The organism is Streptomyces sp. NPDC001532 (assembly GCF_040298625.1).
In the GTDB taxonomy this organism is placed as follows: domain Bacteria; phylum Actinomycetota; class Actinomycetes; order Streptomycetales; family Streptomycetaceae; genus Streptomyces.
In genome coordinates this window covers 13579-30274 of record NZ_JBEPAL010000014.1, presented here as the reverse complement: position 1 = coordinate 30274, position 16696 = coordinate 13579, and the positions used below count along the sequence as shown (strand labels likewise).

The following is a 16696-nucleotide window of genomic DNA, read 5'->3' as shown; positions in this document are numbered from 1 at the left end:
CGGATCCGCAGGGTTCACCGGAAGTCCTCCTCGCGGTACTCGGCGTCCGAGCCGGCGGCGGTGGCCTCGCGCAGTTCGACGCGGCGGATCTTGCCGGAGACGGTCTTGGGCAGGTCGCCGAACTCCAGCCGGCGCAGGCGCTTGTACGGCGCGAGGACCTCGCGGGAGTGCTCGAACAGGGCCTTGGCGGTGCCGGGGCCGGGCTCCCAGCCCTCCGCCAGCACCACGTACGCCTTGGGCACGGCCAGGCGCAGCGCGTCCGGGGCGGGCACGACGGCCGCCTCGGCGACCGCCTCGTGCTCCAGCAGGGCGCTCTCCAGCTCGAAGGGGCTGATCTTGTAGTCGCTGGCCTTGAAGACGTCGTCGGCGCGTCCGACGTAGGTGAGGTAGCCGTCGGCGTCGCGGGCGCCGATGTCGCCGGTGCGGTAGTAGCCGCCGGCCATCGCCTCCGCGGTGCGGTCGGGGTCGCCGTGGTAGCCGGTCATCAGGCCGACGGGCCGGGCGGACAGGTCGAGGGCGATCTCGCCCTCGGTGGCGCCGGGGGCGCCGGTGACCGGGTCGAGGAGTTCGACGCGGTAGCCGGGGCCGGGGCGGCCCATCGAGCCGGTCTTCAGCGGCTGGCCGGGGCTGTTGGCGATCTGCACGGCGGTCTCGGTCTGCCCGAAGCCGTCCCGGACGGTGACGCCCCAGGCGCGCCGGACCTGTTCGATGACCTCGGGGTTCAGCGGCTCGCCGGCGGCGACGGCCTCGCGCGGCGGGGTGCGCAGCTGGGTGAGGTCGGCCTGGATGAGCATGCGCCAGACGGTGGGCGGGGCGCAGAAGGTGGTGACGCCCGCGCGGTCCATCTCGGCCATCAGGCGGGCCGCGTCGAAGCGGGTGTAGTTGTGCAGGAAGACGGTCGCCTCGGCGTTCCACGGGGCGAAGAGGTTGGACCAGGCGTGCTTGGCCCAGCCGGGCGAGGAGATGTTCAGATGCACGTCGCCGGGCTTCAGGCCGATCCAGTACATGGTCGCCAGATGCCCGATCGGGTACGAGGTGTGGGTGTGTTCGACCAGTTTGGGGCGGGCGGTGGTGCCGGAGGTGAAGTAGAGCATCAGCGGGTCGTCGGCGCCGGTCGGGCCGTCGGGTGTGAACCCGGAGGGGGCCGTGTACGCCTCCTCGTAGGGGAGCCAGCCGTCGGGCGCGCCGCCCACCGCGATCCTGGTGCAGCCGCCGGGCACGTCGGCGAACTTGGCGGTGTCCTCGGTGCGGACCAGGACGTGCCGCACCCGGCCGCGCTCGACGCGGTCGCGCAGATCGGCGGGGCCGAGCAGCGGGGTGGCCGGGATGACGACCGCGCGCAGCTTCATCGCGGCCAGCGCGGTCTCCCACAACTCGGCCTGGTTGCCGAGCATGACGAGGACGCGGTCCCCGGCGGCGACGCCGCGGGCGCGCAGCCAGTTCGCGGCCCGGTCGGAGCGGTCGGACAGTTCGGCGAAGGTCAGCCGGGTCTCGGTGCCGTCCTCCTCGACGATGTGCAGCGCGGTGCGGTCGTTGCCGTCCGCGATCACGTCGAACCAGTCCAGTGCCCAGTTGAACCGTTCGGGCCGCGGCCAGGCGAAGCCCTCGTAGGCCGTGGCGTAGTCCTCACGGTGTTCCAGCAGGAAGTCCCGCCCCTTGCGGAACAGCTCCGTCGCCGTCGTCATCTGTCCTCCTCGGTACCGGACCATTGCCGGGCGGCTCCCGGACATCGTGTAATCCGTGATGCAGGTCTCACTACCCCCTGACGGGGGTGTGCGCCGCGGGGACGCGGCCGGAAGGGCGGGCACGTGGGAGCGGACGCGGCGGACACGGTGGAGATTCGGGGCGCGCTGCTGCGGCTGCGCCGTGCGACGGGCCTGCCGGTGGCCTTCGGCGGGCTGGTCGAGGCGGGCCGGCCACGGATGCGGATCACCGAGCTGACCGGGACCCGTACCGCGGCGCTCAGCGCGCTCGCGGTGACGTCGGGCAGCGGTCTGGGCGGCAAGGCGGTGGCGCTGGGCCGGCCGTGCGCGGTCACCGACTACTCCGCCTCCCGGCAGATCAGCCACGAGTACGACGCGCCGGTCGCCGTGGAGGGGTTGCGCTCCGTGCTCGCGGTGCCGGTGGTGGTGCGGCGCCGGGTGCGGGGCGTGCTCTACGGCGCCCTGCGCGCCGCCCAGCCGCTGGGCGACCGCATGCTGCACGCGGCCGTCGAGGCGGCGCGGGACGTGGAGCAGGCGCTGGTGGTGCGGGAGGAGGCACGGGAGCTGCTGGACGGGGTGCGGGCGCGGGGCCTGCCGGGGCCGGCGGCGGTACAGCCGGCCGACGCGGTGGCGGGGGCCGTCCGGGAGCGGATGCGGGAGGCGCACACGGCGCTGCGGGCGCTGGCGCCGCGGATCGCCGATCCGGCGCTGCGGGCGGAGCTGCTGGCGGCGTGCGGGCTGCTGACGGCGCCGTCCGGGACGGTGACGGTGCGGCTGGCGCCGCGCGAGGTGGACGTGCTGGCCTGGGTGGCGTCCGGGGCGACGAACGCGGTGACGGCGGAGCGGCTGGGGCTGCGGCCGGAGACGGTGAAGAGCTATCTGCGTTCGGCGATGCGGAAGCTGGGGGTGCGCACGCGCGGGGAGGCGGTGGTGGCGGCGCGGCGGGCGGGGGTGCTGCCCTGAGCGCGGTGGGGCGCCGTGGATGTCCGTCATGCGCCAGGATTTCGTTCATCCCGCAACGAAATGCCGTCCGTCATGCCGTGCAAGTGCCCTCCGCGACGCCCTGGAAGCACCGTTGGTCATGCAATTGACACCTCGCTGAAATTGCCCATGCAGCAGGCTGTTATTTCCCTCACCACCTCGCCCCTCCGAATTTCAATGACTTGCTGCCTAGAATTTGGCCCGGACACGACACACGGAGGGGAGCGGTGACCGTGCGACGGGACTTCCAGGAGCCTGCCAGGTGCCGCCCCGACCTGGTCATCGGACGGGACGAACCGTTCAGCGCGGCGCGTGAGCAGCTGGCGCGCGGCGGCAGTGTGCTGCTCCACGGCCCCGCCGGAATAGGAAAGTCGACCGTGCTGCGGGCATTGGCCGCGGAATACGGCGCGACGGCCCGGACCGTGTTGCGCTGCTCCGCCACCGAGTCCGAATCCCATCTCCCCTTCCTCGCCCTCGCCGACCTGCTCGGCCTCGTCCTCGACGAGGTGTCCGACCGGCTGCCCGCCCCCCAGCGCACCGCACTGGAGTCGGCGCTCACCGGCCGGGGCGAGTCCACCCTCCAGCGCGACGGCCTCGCCCTGCGCCTGGCGGTGCTGTCCGCGCTGCGCGCGCTCGCCGTCGCCGGCCCCGTGCTGGTGGTGGCCGACGACCTCCAGTGGCTGGACCCGGCCAGCGCCGAACTCCTCGGCTTCGCCGCCCGCCGCCTCGGCGACACCCCCGTCCAGCTGCTGTGCGCGGTCCGCACCGAGGGCCAGGAGTACGACCGCCGGCTGAGCTCCCCCGCTCTGGACTACGCCCGGGCGGGAGGGCCCCCGTCCCCGCCCGACACCCTCGCCCTGCGGCTCGGCCCGCTCACCCGGGTCCAGGTCTCCGCACTGCTCGACCACCGCGGCTACACCGGCCTGCCCCGCTCCACGGTCCGCGACATCCACCGCACCAGCGGCGGCAACCCGCTGTTCGCGCTGGAACTGGGCCGCGCCCTCGCCGAGAACCCCACCCCGCCCCGGCCCGGCGAACCCCTGCCGGTGCCGACCTCGCTGCGGGCCCTGGTGCTGAGCCGGCTGGAGATGCTGTCGGACGAGGCCCGGCACACCCTCCTCGTGGCCAGCGCGGGCGCCCGTCCCACGCTGGCCCTGCTGCACGCGGCCGGCCGGGAGAACGCCGAGGCGGACACCGCGCGGGCGGTCGAACTGGGGCTGCTGGCCACCGAGTCCGAGGGTCCGGCCGTACGGTTCGCGCATCCGCTGATCTCCGCCGCGCTGTACGCCGAGGCGCCCGCGCACCAGCGGCGGGCCGCGCACGGCGCGCTGTCGGAGGCGGCCTCCGACCCGATCGAACGGGCCCGGCACCTGGCGCTGGCCACCACCGGCACCGACCCGGAGGTGGCGGCCCGGCTCGCCCAGGCCGCCGCGCTGGCCCGCGACCGTGGGGCGCCGTCCATGGCGGCCTCGCTGGGCCTGCTCGCCGCCCGGCACACCCCGGCCGACGGAGTACCGTGCGCCGACGAGCGGCGCTTGCAGGCCGCCGAGGACGCCATCACCGCCGGCGAGGTCGACCTCGCCCGTGACATCGCGCGCGAGGTGCTGGCCCGGGCCACCGTGCCGGCCGACCGGGTGCGGGCCTGGATGGTGGTCATCGAGGCGGCCGGACAGGCCCTCGGCGACGTCGACGCCGTCTTCCCGCAGGCGCTGGCCGACGCGGGCGACGACCCCCGGCTGCTCGCCCTGGTCCACTACCAGCTGGCCTGGCGCGGCCTGGTCGTCGAGGGCGACTTCGCCAAGGGCCGGGAGGAGGCCGCGCACGCCGCCGCGCTGGCCGCGCGGGCCGGCGACCGGCGCACCGAACTGCTGGCGCTCGCCTTCCAGGCGCAGGCCGAGACCCTGATGGGCCACCCCGACGCCCCCGCCACCATCAAACGGGCGCTGAAGGAACCTCAGGACCCGCAGGTCGCCTGCCATCACAACGGGGCGGGCTCGACCCGGCTGCGCTGGCTGCTGATGAGCGACCAGCTGCCGGAGGCCCGGGGCACCGTCACCAGGCTGCTGAGCCAGGTGCGGCGGCGCGGCATGGTGGAGAGCGAGGTGCACTTCCTGCGGATGCTCGCCGAGACCGAGCTGCGCTCCGGGCACTGCGGACGGGCCCTGGACCTGTCCCGGGAGAGCCTGCGGCTGGCCCGGGACTCCGGGATCGGCGAGGTGGCGTCCGCCGTGCTCACCTCCGTCGCGGAGGCCTCCGGCGGGGACGTCGAGCGGGCGCTGGCCCTCGCCCGGGAGGCCGCCGAGCACGCGGAGGAGGACGGCGACCACATCTACATGTCCCGCGCCCTGGCCTCCCTCGGCTACGTCCAGCTGGTCACCGGGGACGCCTCGGGCACCGTGCGGTCGCTGCGCCGGGTACGGGAACTGGAGCAGGGACTCGGCGTGACCGACCCGGCGCGCGGGCGCTGGCACGGCGACCTCGCGGAGGCGCTGGTGCGGGTCGGCGAGATCGACGAGGCGCAGGACGTCGTCGACGTCACCCGCGCGCAGGCGCTGCGGCTGGGCCGGGAGAGCGTGCTGGCCGTGCTGGACCGGGCGGAGGCGCTGGTGCGGGCGGCACGCGGCGACCACGAGGGCGCCGTCGTGCAGCTGACGTCGGTTCAGGACCGGCTCGCCAAGCTCGGGCACGGCCTGGAGGAGGCGCGGGCCGCACTGCTGCTGGCCCGGCTGCGCACCGCGCCCCGGCCGCCCGGGCCGGGGCCGACGTCGTACGACGAGGCGGCGCGGCTGTTCCGGCGCTGCCGGGCGCTGCCCTGGCTGCGGCAGACGGAGACGGAGGCGGCGGCCGCGGCCGCGGTCCCGGCGGCGGAACCGGCCCCGGCGCCCGCCGCCGCGGCGGCCGCGCCGGAAGGGCCGGCGGGACTGCAAGGGCTGGCGGGGCTGGAGGGGCTGGCGTCGATGGAGCGTCAGGTCGCCGCGCTGGTCATGGAGGGCGCCACCAACCGGGAGATCGCCGCGCGCCTGTTCATCAGCGTCAAGACGGTGGAGGCGACCCTGACCCGGGTCTACCGCAAGCTGGGCATCCGCTCGCGGGTGGACATCGTCAGACTCGCGGCGGGGCGACGCGCTCCTTGAGGCCCCCTCGGGTACCGGTGGAGCGGACCGAGGGTTTTCCCTTCCCGGCCTCCCTAGGGGGTTCCCTCATTGGGAGGGCGGTCCGCCCGGTCCTAGCGTAGGCACGTGCCGCTCGCCGGGCACACGGGGGTCTGTCCCGAGACCCCCGTGCAAACCCCCCACACCCGCGCGACCCCCCACCGGCAACCCCCTGAGGAGTCTCATGTCCGGGCTCACCCGTGCAAGACGCACCGCCGCCGCCCTGGCCGCCACCGCCGCCGCTGCCGCGACGGCACTGATCGGCGCCCCGTCGGCGGTCGCCGCGCCGCAGCCCATCGTGGGCGGCACCACCACCACGACCAGCGCGTACCCGTTCATGATGCAGATCACCGACGCCTCGCAGAACCAGTTCTGCGGCGGCACGCTGGTCTCCCCGACGAAGGTCGTCACCGCCGCGCACTGCATGGTCGGCGAGACGACGAGCGGCGTCCGCGTGGTCGGCGGCCGGACCTACCTCAACGGCACCAACGGCACGGTCGCACGGGTCAGCAAGATCTGGATCCACCCGAACTACACCACCGCCACCCGCGGTGAGGACGTCGCGGTGCTGACGTTGTCGACGTCGATGCCGTACGCCACGGCCAAGTACGTGGCGTCTACCGACACCTCCGTCTACACGGCCGGCACCACCGCCCGTGTGCTCGGCTGGGGCACCACCTCGCAGAGCGGCAGCTCCTCCAACCAGCTGCGGACCGCGACCGTCCCGATCGTCTCCGACACCAGCTGCCGCGGCAGTTACGGGTCCGACTACGTCGCGGCCGAGATGGTGTGCGCCGGATACTCCTCCGGCGGCGTGGACACCTGCCAGGGCGACAGCGGCGGTCCCCTGCTTGTCGGGGGCGTCCTGGCAGGGATCACTTCCTGGGGCGAGGGCTGTGCCCAGGCCGGTTACCCGGGTGTCTACACCCGGCTGACCGCCTTCTCCAGCCTGGTGACCACACAGGTCAACTCGTGACCGGGAGAAAGCTCCTGAGGGCACCCCTCAGGTGAGTACCAGGGGGCGTTGCGGGCCTCCACGAGCGGCCCGCAGCGCCCCCTTTCCATGCCCTGGCCCCCTTTCCATGCCCTGGCCTCCTTTCAGGGCCGTGTCAGCCGACGACGGTCCCGAACCGGATGTCGTGCGCCCCGCCCGGATACAGCGTCCGCAGCATCCGCTCCCCCTCCGCCAGCACCTCCTCGCGCGCCCCCTTCGCCGGCTCCGCGAAGGGCTCGATCACGAGGGCGTCGTCGTACAGCCGCCACACGCCCGCGAGGAAGCCGTCCACGAGCAGCGGGCAGTAGAAGGTGTTCGCCTGCCAGGTGCGGCCCCGGTGCGGTGCCGGGATCACCCGGGTGCGGTCGGCGTGCGACAGCAGCAGGTTGTCGAACTCGGGCAGGAAGCGGGGCGGCGCCGGGGTGTCCGGGTCGGGGCGCGGGGCGTCGGGCAGATCGAAGAGCTCGACGCCGTCCGGACCGCGGAACGTGACCAGCCGGGGCCGCAGCCCTTCGAAGACGGCACGCATCCGGGTCAGCCCGGCCCATGTCTGCATGTCCTTGACGGAGGCCGGACCGAAGGCCGCGAGATAGCGCAGCACGGCCGCCTCGGGCGACGCGGGCTCCGCCGCCGGACGGTCCAGCCAGTGCTCGAGGGTGGTCAGCGCGACCTGGGCGCTGCGCCCCCACATGCCGCGCGGCGTGACCTGGACCAGCGGGAGCGTGCAGCGCGCCGCCACGGCCAGCGCCTGCGGGTCGGCGTCCGGCCACTCGGCGAGCAGCGCCTCGCGCAACTGCCGCATGGTGCGCGGCTCGTCCTCGACCAGGTCGCGGACCAGCGCGGCGAGCCGGGTCAGGTCGACGCCGACGAGGCCGTCGCGGAACGTCTTCATGTTCAGCTCCCGGTCCCGCGCGGGCTGCACCAGCGGCCGCAGGGCGAGGGCGTCGTCGGCGGTGTGCAGATGGATGGTGGAGCGCATCGTGACCATCCGCACCACCTCCCGCTCCGCCAGCAGCCCCGACAGCTCCTCGGGCACGAACCCGTCGAGCCGCGCGGCGAGCGCGACATACGGCGGCTTCACCTCCTGCGCCTGAAGCCCCACCAACCGCTCCACCGCCACCCCGGCCGGCATCTCCACCCGCCGCAACAGCAGTTGCCGGGCGAGCGTGGCCCGATTGAGGTCACGGGTCGTGAGCACGGGTCCGCTGGCGGCGGGTTGAGCCTTCGTCCTGGTCATGTGGGGCACGGTAGCGGGGAATGCGGACAGATTCTGTCCTCGATACGGTCTCGATACGGCGGTTGGGCCCGCCGGAGGGGTGCGGAAGGGTGCGGGATGCCGCGGCGACGCCGGTCACGGTGGTGCGTCGCCGCGGTCGTGTTCCTGGTGGAGGAGTTCCTCCAGGTCCTGGAGTCGCTCCAGGCCGCGTACCGCCTGGGTCATGCGGTGGTTTCGCTCCAGGCGGGTGCGGTGGCGGTGGAGGAAGGCCCAGTAGCCGGCGGTGTAGGGGCAGGCGCGGTCGCCGACGCGTTCCGTGGGGCGGTAGGCGCAGCCGCCGCACAGGTCACTCATGCGGTGCACGTAGGCGCCGCCCGAGGTGTAGGGCTTGGTGGTCATCCGCCCGCCGTCGGCGTACTGGGACATGCCGACGACGTTGGGCAGCATCACCCAGTCGTAGCCGTCGACGAAGCAGCGGTGGAACCAGTCCGTCACCGCCCGCGGGTCCCAGCCGCGCTGGAGGGCGTGGCTGCCGAGCAGCATCAGCCGGGGGATGTGGTGCGTCCAGCCGGTGTCGCGCACCTGGGCCAGGGCGGTGGACAGGCAGCGGGCGGTCACCGCGTCGGCGTCCAGCTCCAGCCACCACCGCGGCAGGGGCGCCCGGTGGTCCAGGGCGTTGCGGTCGCGGTAGTCGTCGCCGAAGTACCAGTACAGCTGCCACACGTACTCGCGCCAGCCGGCGATCTGCCGGACGAACCCCTCCACGCTGTTGACCGGCGCCCGCCCGGCGCGCCAGGCGTCCTCGGCGCGCTCCACGCATTCGGCGGGGTGCAGCAGGCCGAGGTTGAGCGACGAGGACAGCAGGCTGTGGCTCATCACCGGGTCGTCGGCCAGCATGGCGTCCTCGTGGGGCCCGAAGCCGGCTAGCCGGTGCTCGACGAACCGCCGCAGCGCGGCCAGCGCCTCGCGCCGGGAGGCGGGGAAGCGGCGGGGGCCGTCGCGGCCCACGAAGGAGACGGTGCCGTCGGCCTCCCAGCGGTCCAGGTCGTGCCGCACCTCCTCGTCGATGTCGTCCTCCCGGGGCCGGTAGGGCGGCGGGGCGGCTAGGGTGCGGGCGCCCTTGGGCGGGGGCTCGCGGTTGTCGTGGTCGTGGTTCCAGCGTCCGCCGACCGGGGCCTCGCCGTCCATCAGCAGGTGGTGGCCGCGCCGCACCCACCGGTAGAAGTCCTCCTGGAGCAGCCGTCCCCCGCCGTGCCCGTCGGCCCAGGCCCGGAAGTCGTCGTGCGCGACGAGGAAGCCCCGGGCGGGCAGCACGGTGACGCCGTCGAGTGAGCGGACCAGCCGCAGCGCCGCGTGGGAGGTCGGGTGGTGCACCGTCACCGGGCCGCCGCCGGTCGCCTCGCGCAGCCCTTCCCGGTAGGTGTCGCAGCGGACGTAGCGGACGCGGTCGCCGAGTTCCGCGGCCCGGTGCCGCATCGCGGACAGGACCAGATGCGCCTTGGCACGGTGGAAGCGACGGCGGCGCAGGACCGAGCGCGCCTCGATCATCACGACCGGCGCGTCACGGCCGGGGCCGTCGTCGCCCGGGGTGAGGAAGTGCGGTCCCAGTTGGTCGCCGAAGATCCAGTGGGGGGTGGCCATGTGCGCGATCGCCTCCTGGTCCGGGTGCCGGGACCGTGCCCGCCGGGCCTGCCGTGCCCGCCAGACCTGCCGTGCCTGCCAGACCTGCCTGCCGGGCCTGCCGGGCCTGCCGTACAGATGCCTGGGGCACCAGAATCGCCGTCGTCCGTCCCGGCCGCACGCGGACGGATCGCCGGGCCTCGAGTGCATCCGTGTGCGCGGGTGGCGGGGAATGTGGGGTGGCGGGCCCTCGATCCCGGAGCCCCGAGCCGGGGCGGGGGCCCGCGTCCGGCCCGCCGGGGTTGTCAGGACGCCCGTCCCGGCCTCGCCCGGACGCCCGGGCCGACCCCATCAGGCGGCCCGCCCGGCCCGGGCCGGGCCTCGCGACCCCCCGGTCCCCCGTCCCCCCGTTCAGGACGCCTCCAGCGCCTGCACGATGATGTCGACCGCCTCCCGTACGGTGCGGCCCCGCGGCAGCGGCGGGGGCCGGCCCACCACGGCGCGCTCGGCGAAGCCCGACTCCACGTGCGGCAGCCGGATGTCCAGGACCGCGGGGCCGGTGCGCCGCCGCTCCCGGCGCACCGCGGACAGCCAGGCCGCCAGCGCCGCCTTCGCCGCCCCGTAGTCCGCCATGCCCGCCGGAACGGTGTCGACGACCACGCCCGTGACGGCGGCCAGCGTCCCGCTCGGCGGTACGACGGTCAGGGCGGCGCGCAGGAAGGCGATGGGAGCCAGCGCGTTGACGGTGATCAGGTGCTCGGCGACCGCGTCCTCGACGGACTCGGCCGGGCCGAACCCGGCGGCGCCGACGCACACCACGACGGCGTCCAGGCCGCCGAGCGCGCCCGCGGCCCAGCGCACGGTGTCCGCGCAGCCGTCCAGGTCGTAGGCGTCGAAGCGGCGGGCCGGCACGTCTCCGCAGACCGCGGCGATCCACTCCAGGGAGCCCCGATCACGCCCGGCGACCGCGACCCGCGCCCCCTGCCAGTGCAGCCGCTCGGCGAGCACCCCGCCGATCACCCCGGTGGCACCGGGCACCAGGACACGTGCGTCTTGGATCTTCATCCCGCACCTCCCGTCATCGGCCTCCATCAGTGGTTCGGCGCAGGAGGGCGCGGCGGATGCGGCTCGCGGCCGCCGCGTGGTCCGGGCCCGGTCAGCCGCGACCGGAACGCCGTGACCGGAACGCCGTGAAGGGCGGCCCCCGGGGTTCACCCGGGGGCCGCCCCTCACGCGTCGTGCGTCAGGGCAGGCGGTGGTCCGCGTTCAGCACCGCGCCGCGCTCCGGGTGGTTCTGGTCGTAGCCGCGGGTGTCGCACTGGAGGCCGCCCACGATGCAGTGGTCGACCAGTGCCTTGAGGGTGCGCTCCTCCCAGGCGTTGAAGAAGTCGTAGTGGAAGGAGTAGCCGCGTCCGCTGGCCAGGCGGACGTCGCTCATGTCGCCGTTGACCGGGAAGGCCATCTTGAACTCGATCATCGGCAGGGCGACCGGGTGGGAGGCCGGGCACATGTTGTCGTTGGTGCCGGGCTTGACGACCGGGTAGGCCATGTGGCTCTTGTGGTCGGGGGTGTCGAGGTACTTGCCGTCCCAGCAACTGGGCGCCTGGAAGCGGATGTTGAGCTGGACGTCGGGCCGGCTCGGGCAGCTCGCCGGGAAGTCGACGTTGAAGAAGCTGTCACCGCACTCCCAGCCCTCGACGAACCCCTTGTGGCTGCGGAACTGCTGGGCGCTCTGCAGGGGATCGCCCACGACGTACCGCAGTCCCCTGGGGAAGGGCCGCACGCTGGTGTAGTCGGTGACGCCGGACTTGTAGTAGATGACCTGCGGGCCGACGGGGAGGATCTTCCTGTCGCCCTTGTACAGGGACGGCATCCAGTACGCGGAGGCGTCGGCGGGGGCGTTGCAGGTGGTGTTCCCGCCGTAGAGGCTCGCCGTCGTGCTGCCGGCGTTCGTCGACCTGTTGCCCATGAAGGTGTGGTCGTGGGACTTGCCGGGCTGGCCCGGGTAGATGATCGGGTCGTCCGGCGCGGTGTGCGTGACGGAACAGTTGGCCTGGAACTCCTTGTGGTAGCGCGGCGGCGGCGTCGCGGTGGACGGTGTCACACCGGTGACCTGGGGCACGGCCGGTATGTAGCCGTCGCCGTCGGGGTCGTCGGCCGACGCCTGGGTCGACACGGCCATCGTGTGCCCGGTGTGCGCGACGGTCGAGGCGGCCGGGGGGCCGCCGGGGTCCGCCGCCGTGGCGACGGTGCCGATGCCGAGCACGCTTGCGAGGAGCGCGCTGCCGAGCAGCAGCGCGGGGAGCTTCGAACGCGGTCTCATGGGGCCTCCTTGCCCGCTGAGGTGCCAGGTGGGGGGAGACGGAGGACGCCGCCGGGCGCCCTCCGCCGTCGTCAGCTGTAGACGCCGAACTCGTGCAGCGAGTAGCCCCAGCCGGTGCCACGCGCCGTCAGGTGCAGTCGTACGTGCCGTGCGGTCGCGGACACGTCGATGGTGTCGATGTCGCCGTTACCGGTGGTCGTGGTGTGGACCGTGCGCCAGGTGGTGCCGTTGTCCGAGACCTGGACCTCGTAGGACTTGGCGTAGGCGGGGTCCCACACGAGCTGGAGCTTGCGGATGGGCGTGGCCGAGCCGAGGTCGACCTGGATCCACTGCGGGTCGCTCCAGTCGCTGGCCCAGCGCGTGTCGCTGCGGCCGTCCACCGCCTTGGCGGGCTCGCACGGGCAGTCGCCGTACGAGGCCTGGAAGGAGGACGCGGTGGTGGGCTTGTTCAGCGCCACGTTCGTGCCGGTGACCGGCGGGGCGACGACCTTGACCGACTTGGTCTCGATGCCGGCGTTGCCACGGCCGTCCTCGGCCTGGATGTACACCTTCCACACACCGAGCTTCTCGGGAGCCGTCACGGCGAAGGTCCCGTTGCCGGTGGACCGCCACCTGGCCTCGACCAGACGCTTGTCGCCGTTGGCGTAGTTGCCGCTGAGGAAGATCTTGTAGGTGATCGGGTCGGCGTCGGGGTCACGCACGTCCGCGCGGACGGTGAACTCGCCGCCGGCCGGGGCGGACGAGGCGGGGCTGACGGTCATGTTCGAGATGACGGGCGGGGTGTTGTCGTTGCCGGCCGTTCCGGTGTAGGCCCTCTTGAGGGCGTAGTAGGAGAGCCTCTTCAGCCCGTCGGGCACCAGGTTGAACCAGATGCCGCCGAAGTCGTGTTCGATGCCGTAGTGGAAGAAGGTGGCGCCGAGCGCGACACCCCGGTGGCCGGTGACACAGTCCCAGGCCTTGGTGTACCCCTCGGCCTTCTGCACGTCGGTCGGCTCGTCCGGGACGCCGTTGGCGTCGTCCGGCACCTCCCACTCGCCGGCCGGCCCGCCCTCGGTGATGATGTACGGCTTGGTGTAGCCGCCCTCCTCCCAGTCCTGGCGCACTCCGCAGATGTCGCCGTAGGAGTTCATCGAGTACAGGTCGAGGTCGGGGGCGTTGCGCTTGTAGTAGGGCCAGGCGCCGGTCCACGCGTCGGTCGAGGTGACCGGGTGGTCGGGGTCGATGCTGTGGATCTTCTTGGCGACGTCGTTGACGAAGCCGGTGTAGGCGTTGCGCTGTGTCTCCAGCTCCGCTCCGCTGTAGCAGTTCTGGAGGCCGAGGACCGATTCGTTGCCGACGTTCCACATGAGGGTCGCGGGGTGGCTCTTGTACGCCTCGACCCACTTGGCGAACTCGGTGAGCATGTTGTTCTTGTACGTGGTGTCGGTGACGTAGTCGACGCAGCCGCCGGACCCGGGTCCGCCGCCGGGCTGCAGCCAGAAGCCGTTGACGACCTTGACGCCGTGCGCGGCGGCGCTGTCCAGCAGCGGCTTGGTGCCGCCGTCGGTGCCCCAGGTGCGGATCGTGTTGACGCCCATGGACTTGACGTCGGGCATGTACTTCGGGGCGTCCGCGATGGCGGGACCCCAGGTCAGGCCCTTGACGGTGTACGGCTGTCCGCCGACGGTCAGCTGCCAGGCGCCCTGCGAGCCGGTGACCTTGACCGCTCCTCCGGCGGGCGGTGTGCCGTCCGTGGACCCGTACACCTGGAACTCCCAGAGGGAGTAGCCGTAGCCGCCGGAGCGCTCGGTGCCCAGCATCCGGACGTAGCGGCCGGAGCCGGAGACGGCGACCTCGTCCGTGCCGCCGTCGCCGCCGGTCACGGTCTTCAGGGTCCGCCAGTCCGTGCCGTTGTCGGACGCCTGGATCTGGTAGCTCTTGCCGTACGCGCCCTCCCAGGTCAGTACGACACGGCTGAGGTCGAACCGCTGCCCGAGGTCGACCTGGAACCACTGCGGGTCGCTCCACTGGCTGGCCCAGCGGGTGGAGGTGAGGTTGCCGTCGACGGCCGCGGAGGGGGCGTATCCGGCGCCTTCCTGCGACGAGGCGGTGGCGGGCTTGCCCTGGGAGAGCAGTGTCTCCGCAGCCTGGGCGGGCGGAGCGGCGAGGGCGAGCGAGGACGCCACCAGCGCGCCGAGCGCGAGCAGCGGCACGGCGCGGCGGCCGGCCGGTCCGCGGTGGGAGAGGGCTGTGGACACATCTGCTCCAGACGGGTTGGGGAGAGCCGACGGGGCGGGGCTCCGGGAGCACCGCGTGATGGCCCCTCCGGGCCGGGTCGCGGGGTTGTCATCCGGCCCGGAGGGGAGTCATGGCCGACGGGCGGCTCGATCAGGGGAAGGACACGACCGTGGACGGCACGGTCGAGGTGCCGGCGGGCACCGTGGAGGCGCCGGTGTCGTTGATGACGTGGTTGTAGTGGCCCATGCCGCCGAGGGAGACCACGAGGAGACTGTGGAACTTCACGCCCGGCTTGACGGGTGTCTTGAAGCCGTGGTCCTGGCGGATGCTCGGGTCGACGTTGTAGTTGCAGTAACTGCCCAGGCCCCACGCCTCATGGGTGTCCACCGAGTCGTCGACCCGGTAGGCGGCGTAGCCCTTGGTGGTGCCGTTCTGGATGGCGGCCTGGTTCGGGGCGTCGTACGCCTTCTCGTTCTGGTAGAAGATCGTGCGGCCGCGCTCGCCGTACCACTCCACGTCGTACTTGTTGAAGTGCTCGACGAACAGGCCGGTGGCCAGCACGTCGTCACCGTTGACGCGGACGCCGTAGTCGGCCCGGTTGGTCTCCCAGCCGACGCCCTCGCCGTGGTCGGCGCGCCAGACCCAGGTGTGGTCGATGATGGTGTCGTCGCTGTTCACCACGATGCTGGTGGTGGCCTTGCCGGGGCCGGCGCCGCCGATGCGGACGTAGACGTCCTGCACGGTGGTGGGGTTGGCGGCGTGGTCGGCGGAGGCGCCCGCCGGTCCGACCTCCAGCAGCGTCGGGGAGTTGACGGTGCCGGCGTCGATGAGGAAGCCGGCCAGCCGGACGCCGTCGACGTCGGCGACCCGCATGGCGGTCACCCCGTTGTCCGGGATGATCGTCGCGAGGCCCAGGCCGAGGACGATGGTGTTCGCGCGGTCGATGTCGATCGTGCGGTCGACGTGGTAGACGCCGGGCGTGAACAGCAGGTGCAGGCCCTGGTCGACGGCGGCGTTGATGGTGGCCGCGGTGGCGCCGGGCTTGACGACGTAGAAGCGGCTCAGCGGGATCGACTCGCCCTGCGGAGTGCCGTTCGCCCAGCTGGTGCCGCGCGCGTTCGTGCGCTTGGCGGGGGCGAACACCTTGTACTCGTTGCCGTCGAGGTAGAGGTACGGCTTCTCGCGGGAGATCGGGGTGTTGGCGAGGGTGGTGTAGCGGGGCTCCGGGAAGGAGGTCGCCGGGGCGCCCTCGACGCCGGAGAAGACCTGGTTCCACACCGAGTTGGACCAGCCGCCGATGGCGCTGTCCCGGGTGTACCACTGCTGCTGCGAGTAGTTGCCGATCTGGCCGTCGATCTTGCTGTCGGCGATGTAGCCGCCGCTCGCCCAGCCGTAGCCGTTCGGGGCGAGGTTGAGGCCGCCCTTGACGTGCATCCGGCGGAAGGACGAGGCCTGGGAGACGGCCCAGCGGTTTGTGCCGTTGACCGGGTTGAGGGCGAGTCCCTCGGCGCCGCGCCAGAAGTTCTGGGTGGCGTTGCCGTTGAACCAGCCGGCGTCGACGGTCACGTCACCGTTGATGGTGGTGTCGTCGGGGCGCAGGCCGAGGCCGGCGATCTGGGTGTAGAAGCCGATCTGCGCGTTCAGGCCGTTGTAGGTGCCCGGCTTGAAGAGGAAGGCGTGCCGGCCGCTGCCGAACTGGGCCGACTCCTGCTGGCGGAAGACCTCGTCGAGCTTGGCCTGGATGCCGGGCGTGGACGGGTCGAAGACGTGCACGTTCGGGCCGAGGTCGCCGCCGCCCGGGATCACCGGGCCGCCGCCGTCGGCGCCGTACACCTGGAACTCCCAGAGGCTGTAGCCGTATCCGGTGGCGCGGGTGACGCCCTGGAAGCGCACGTAGCGGGCGGTGCCGGAGACGGGCACGGACTCGTTGCCGCCGGTGCTGGTGGTCGTGGAGTAGGCGGTCGTCCAGTCGGTGCCGTTGGTGGACAGCTCGATCCGGTACGCCTTGGCATAGGCGGCCTCCCAGCGCAGCTCGACGTGGTCGAGGGCGGTGGGGGCGCCGAGGTCGACCCGGAGCCACTGGTTGTCGGAGAAGGCGCTCGACCAGCGGGTGCCGAGGTCGCCGTCCACGGCCGCCTCGGCGGAGGTGAAGGCCGCTTCGGCGCTGGAGGCGGTGACGGGCTTGCCCTGCGAGACCGGCACCGGCGCGGCCTGCGCGCCGCCCGCGGGGGCGAGGGCGAGGAGGGTGCCGGCCAGGGCCGAGGCGACGGCCGCGGCGAGCCCGCGGCGTGCCGTCGGGCGTCTGCGGGACGCGGGGGGTGGGAGGGTCCCAGCGGGAGACATGCGGCTCCTTACACGGAGGGAGGTACGGGGAGAGGTTGGGAGAACTCGGGGAGAGCGCTCTCCCATGGCCACCCTGCCCGGTGCATGTCAGAGCGGTCAATAACCCTGACGCGACTTTTCTTTCGTCTTTCATTAAGCCGGTAATGA

10 protein-coding genes are annotated in these 16696 nt (G+C 73.2%); 3 read left to right on the top strand and 7 right to left on the bottom strand.

Features of this window, described 5'->3' with window-relative positions; genetic code table 11:
* Window positions 1-14: 14 nt before the first annotated feature.
* Window positions 15-1685: an AMP-binding protein gene (locus tag ABT232_RS15550; RefSeq protein ID WP_351840421.1), complete on the bottom strand. Its 1671-nt coding sequence runs from the start codon at window positions 1683-1685 to the stop codon at window positions 15-17.
* A gap of 123 nt (window positions 1686-1808) precedes the next feature.
* Here ABT232_RS15550 and ABT232_RS15545 point away from each other — a divergent pair, with 123 nt between their 5' ends.
* From ABT232_RS15545 to ABT232_RS15535, 3 genes are all read left to right on the top strand, one after another.
* Window positions 1809-2666: a helix-turn-helix transcriptional regulator gene (locus ABT232_RS15545; protein WP_351840420.1), complete on the top strand. Its 858-nt coding sequence runs from the start codon at window positions 1809-1811 to the stop codon at window positions 2664-2666.
* A gap of 245 nt (window positions 2667-2911) precedes the next feature.
* Entirely contained in the window at window positions 2912-5818 is a 2907-nt protein-coding gene (locus ABT232_RS15540; protein ID WP_351840419.1) for a helix-turn-helix transcriptional regulator, read from the top strand.
* Between the two features lie 202 nt (window positions 5819-6020).
* Window positions 6021-6812: a S1 family peptidase gene (locus tag ABT232_RS15535; RefSeq protein WP_351840418.1), complete on the top strand. Its 792-nt coding sequence runs from the start codon at window positions 6021-6023 to the stop codon at window positions 6810-6812.
* Between the two features lie 133 nt (window positions 6813-6945).
* Here the strand turns inward: ABT232_RS15535 and ABT232_RS15530 are convergent, their stop codons facing one another.
* The 6 genes from ABT232_RS15530 to ABT232_RS15505 form a co-directional block, all read right to left on the bottom strand.
* Window positions 6946-8067, bottom strand: coding sequence for a winged helix DNA-binding domain-containing protein (locus ABT232_RS15530; RefSeq protein WP_351840417.1), 1122 nt, complete (start codon window positions 8065-8067; stop codon window positions 6946-6948).
* 114 nt (window positions 8068-8181) lie between these two features.
* Window positions 8182-9687: a cryptochrome/photolyase family protein gene (locus ABT232_RS15525; protein ID WP_351840416.1), complete on the bottom strand. Its 1506-nt coding sequence runs from the start codon at window positions 9685-9687 to the stop codon at window positions 8182-8184.
* 390 nt (window positions 9688-10077) lie between these two features.
* On the bottom strand, window positions 10078-10731 hold the full coding sequence (locus ABT232_RS15520; RefSeq protein WP_351840415.1) for an SDR family NAD(P)-dependent oxidoreductase: 654 nt from the start codon (window positions 10729-10731) through the stop codon (window positions 10078-10080).
* A gap of 178 nt (window positions 10732-10909) precedes the next feature.
* On the bottom strand, window positions 10910-11989 hold the full coding sequence (locus ABT232_RS15515) for a DUF1996 domain-containing protein (RefSeq protein ID WP_351840414.1): 1080 nt from the start codon (window positions 11987-11989) through the stop codon (window positions 10910-10912).
* A 71-nt stretch (window positions 11990-12060) separates the two neighbouring features.
* Window positions 12061-14226 (bottom strand): discoidin domain-containing protein, encoded by a 2166-nt coding sequence (locus ABT232_RS15510; RefSeq protein ID WP_351840413.1) that lies wholly within the window; start codon window positions 14224-14226, stop codon window positions 12061-12063.
* A gap of 130 nt (window positions 14227-14356) precedes the next feature.
* Window positions 14357-16549: a pectate lyase-like domain-containing protein gene (locus tag ABT232_RS15505; RefSeq protein WP_351840412.1), complete on the bottom strand. Its 2193-nt coding sequence runs from the start codon at window positions 16547-16549 to the stop codon at window positions 14357-14359.
* Window positions 16550-16696 lie beyond the last annotated feature (147 nt).

Bases quoted from the DNA above. Each gene is read 5' to 3' on its own strand.
- ABT232_RS15520 (WP_351840415.1), bottom strand. From the start codon at position 10,731: ATGAAGATCCAAGACGCACGTGTCCTGGTGCCCGGTGCCACCGGGGTG.
- ABT232_RS15505 (WP_351840412.1), bottom strand. From the start codon at position 16,549: ATGTCTCCCGCTGGGACCCTCCCACCCCCCGCGTCCCGCAGACGCCCG.
- ABT232_RS15515 (WP_351840414.1), bottom strand. From the start codon at position 11,989: ATGAGACCGCGTTCGAAGCTCCCCGCGCTGCTGCTCGGCAGCGCGCTC.
- ABT232_RS15525 (WP_351840416.1), bottom strand. From the start codon at position 9,687: ATGGCCACCCCCCACTGGATCTTCGGCGACCAACTGGGACCGCACTTC.
- ABT232_RS15550 (WP_351840421.1), bottom strand. From the start codon at position 1,685: ATGACGACGGCGACGGAGCTGTTCCGCAAGGGGCGGGACTTCCTGCTG.
- ABT232_RS15530 (WP_351840417.1), bottom strand. From the start codon at position 8,067: ATGACCAGGACGAAGGCTCAACCCGCCGCCAGCGGACCCGTGCTCACG.
- ABT232_RS15535 (WP_351840418.1), top strand. From the start codon at position 6,021: ATGTCCGGGCTCACCCGTGCAAGACGCACCGCCGCCGCCCTGGCCGCC.